Origin of the sequence: Aetokthonos hydrillicola CCALA 1050, from assembly GCF_017591665.1 — a bacterium.
GTDB lineage: Bacteria > Cyanobacteriota > Cyanobacteriia > Cyanobacteriales > Nostocaceae > Aetokthonos > Aetokthonos hydrillicola.
In genome coordinates, this window is sequence record NZ_JAAKGC010000276.1 from 1 (window position 1) to 2571 (window position 2571).

The window sequence follows — 2571 nt, forward strand, 5'->3', positions numbered from 1 at the left end:
CAAAATTTGACAATTCCCCAAATCCCGGTTGTGATGAGTAGGGTAGGGAATGCGATCGCGGCAAATATTGCTACCACAATCACAGAAAATCTCACGCTTGATTGGTCTTTAGCTTTGAATTGCCGCCAGTCAAAGTGTAACATTGCCCAATGTCCAATTGAGCCTACCCACCATAAACGGTAGCGCATGAACATCTCAAAGCTCCGCTGGCCAATTTTACCCCAATTTTCAAACTTTTTTGGAGTAATTGGGTGCCAAGCGTTGTCCTCTCCCAGCTTATTGGTGTGGGTATGGTGATAATTATGCTGAATCCGCCAGCTATGGAATGGGTAAATCAAGGGCATCATAAATAAATGTCCTACTAAATCATTTACCCAACGGCGTTTAGCAAATGAACGATGACCACAATCATGTCCAATCACGAAAAAACCTGTCAAAGCAGTACCAGTAAAAACCCACGCCAGGGGTAGGAGAAACCAAGGAGCAATTCCTATGCTCAAGTAACCCAACCCAACTAACACAACATTGATTATTGCTCCTGTCCATGCTTTGCGACGATCCTGTATAAAACACTCTCGTGGCAGAGTTTTTATGATATCTTTTAGCTTCAAGTTGGAGCTAACAAAATTCTCTGATTGCTTTTGGTTGTTTATTATTGATGTAGTCATGAATACCTGAGAAACACAAAGCTTCAGTAGCAAGCCAACCCCTTCAGAGAAGTCAAAAGTTAAAAGTCAACATGATTACTGACTCCTAACTCCTGACTCCTTTTCAAAAGTGACCTGTCGCAAAGTTTTTTTACGTTAACGTTTTGGATGATACAACACAAACACGAATTCAGAAGCTTACTGCTTTTTTTCTGCAAGCTTGACATTTGTGGCTAGACCGAGTACTTGTAACAATTGAATTGTCATCCAAGTCAAATCTAGTTCCCACCATCTTAGCCCGTGACGAGCTGAATATTGAAAAGCATGGTGATTATTATGCCAGCCTTCACCAAATACCAGTAGTGCTACCCACCAGCAGTTAGTCGATCGATCCCCAGAATCATAGCTACGATAGCCAAATTTGTGTGTAGCGCTGTTGACTAACCAAGTGCAGTGCCATACAAATACAATGCGAACAAAAATCCCCCAGACTACAAATGACCAGCCGCCAAGCAATAACAGAAGCAAACCCAAAGCAATCTGGATGAAAATAAAATAATTCTGAAAAAACTGATAAACTTTGTCCTCAGCGATGTCTTTAGTAAAACGAGGAATTTCTGATTCATTTTGACCCTGATAAATCAGCCAACCCATATGACTCCACCAAAAACCTTTATTAGAATCATGGGGGTCAAGGTTTTGATCGGAATACAAATGGTGTAGACGGTGTGTTCCTACCCACTCGATTGGACCTCCCTGACAGGCGAGTGTACCGCAAAAAACGAGAAAATACTCTAGCAATTTAGGAGTTTGAAAACTCCGGTGAGTGACAAGGCGGTGGAATCCTAGGGTAATACCCAAGCCACCAGTTACCCAGTAGAGTAACAAAGCCACACCCACAGCTTTCCAGCTAAAGTTACTAGGGAGTAGAGCGAATAAAGCTCCAATATGTACCCCAGCGAAAAAGAGGGTGTTAACCCAGTTGATTTTAAGTTCGGTCGTGGAAGCAATTGTCATGCAGGAACCTGAATAGGAATTGTTCAGCCTAATCTGCGTGATCCTAAAATCCGCATATCTAATATTTTGAATGAATGAGGAAGCAATGAACAGTAATGAACATCTGCGGGAAGCAGAACAGGCACTCTTACAGATTTTTTCTGGAATTGACGCTCAGGTCAAGCACAATCTCACAAAAGTATTGAAAGCTTTTCGCTATCATCGAGTCGGTGCTCACCATTTTGCTGGTGTTAGCGGATACGGCCATGATGATTTAGGCAGAGAAACTTTAGACAAGGTTTTTGCTGAAGTGATGGGTGCTGAGGCTGCTGTAGTACGAGTGCAGTTTGTTTCGGGAACTCACGCGATCGCTTGTGCCTTATTTGGTGTTCTCCGTCCTGGTGATGAAATTTTAGCAGTAGCGGGTTCACCTTATGACACTCTCGAAGAAGTGATCGGTTTGCGTGGTGAGGATCAAGGTTCACTCATCGAGTTTGGTATCCGTTATCGTCAATTGGAACTTACGGCACAAGGAACTGTAGACTGGCAAGCTTTATCCTCCGCAATAGGTCAGAATACTAGTTTAGTATTAATTCAGCGTTCTTGTGGCTATTCTTGGCGTCCTAGCCTCTCAATTGCTGAAATTGAAAAAGTAATTTATTTGGTAAAACAACAAAATCCTAACACAATTTGCTTTGTGGATAACTGCTACGGCGAATTTATTGAAACAAAAGAACCGACTAGCGTTGGTGCTGATTTAATGGCGGGGGCTTTTATTTAAAATTCCCGCGGGCCGATTGTTAAACCCTGCGGGTTTATTTTTTGGCGAGGTGAATTTTCAGACAAAAACGACCGTCGCCGTTTCAACCCCCGCATTTTTTGTTATAGGGGGGGGACAACTTAATTAAAATCTCCTCTTTTTTTTTGG

Annotated in this window: 2 protein-coding genes and 1 pseudogene; 1 reads left to right on the plus strand and 2 read right to left on the minus strand. The window is 42.4% G+C overall.

Going from position 1 to position 2571, the window contains the following annotated elements:
• On the minus strand, nucleotides 1-668 hold a 668-nt coding region (locus G4P69_RS36860; protein ID WP_208354779.1), incomplete at its 3' end, for a fatty acid desaturase.
• A 177-nt stretch (nucleotides 669-845) separates the two neighbouring features.
• Nucleotides 846-1664: an acyl-CoA desaturase gene (locus G4P69_RS36865; protein WP_208354780.1), complete on the minus strand. Its 819-nt coding sequence runs from the start codon at nucleotides 1662-1664 to the stop codon at nucleotides 846-848.
• An 85-nt stretch (nucleotides 1665-1749) separates the two neighbouring features.
• On the opposite strand from G4P69_RS36865, the pseudogene G4P69_RS36870 reads away from it, so the two are divergent.
• Nucleotides 1750-2421, plus strand: a pseudogene (locus tag G4P69_RS36870) (aminotransferase class I/II-fold pyridoxal phosphate-dependent enzyme); the annotation flags it as partial.
• Between the last annotated feature and the right edge of the window lie 150 nt (nucleotides 2422-2571).

Bases quoted from the DNA above. Each gene is read 5' to 3' on its own strand.
- G4P69_RS36865 (WP_208354780.1), bottom strand. From the start codon at position 1,664: ATGACAATTGCTTCCACGACCGAACTTAAAATCAACTGGGTTAACACC.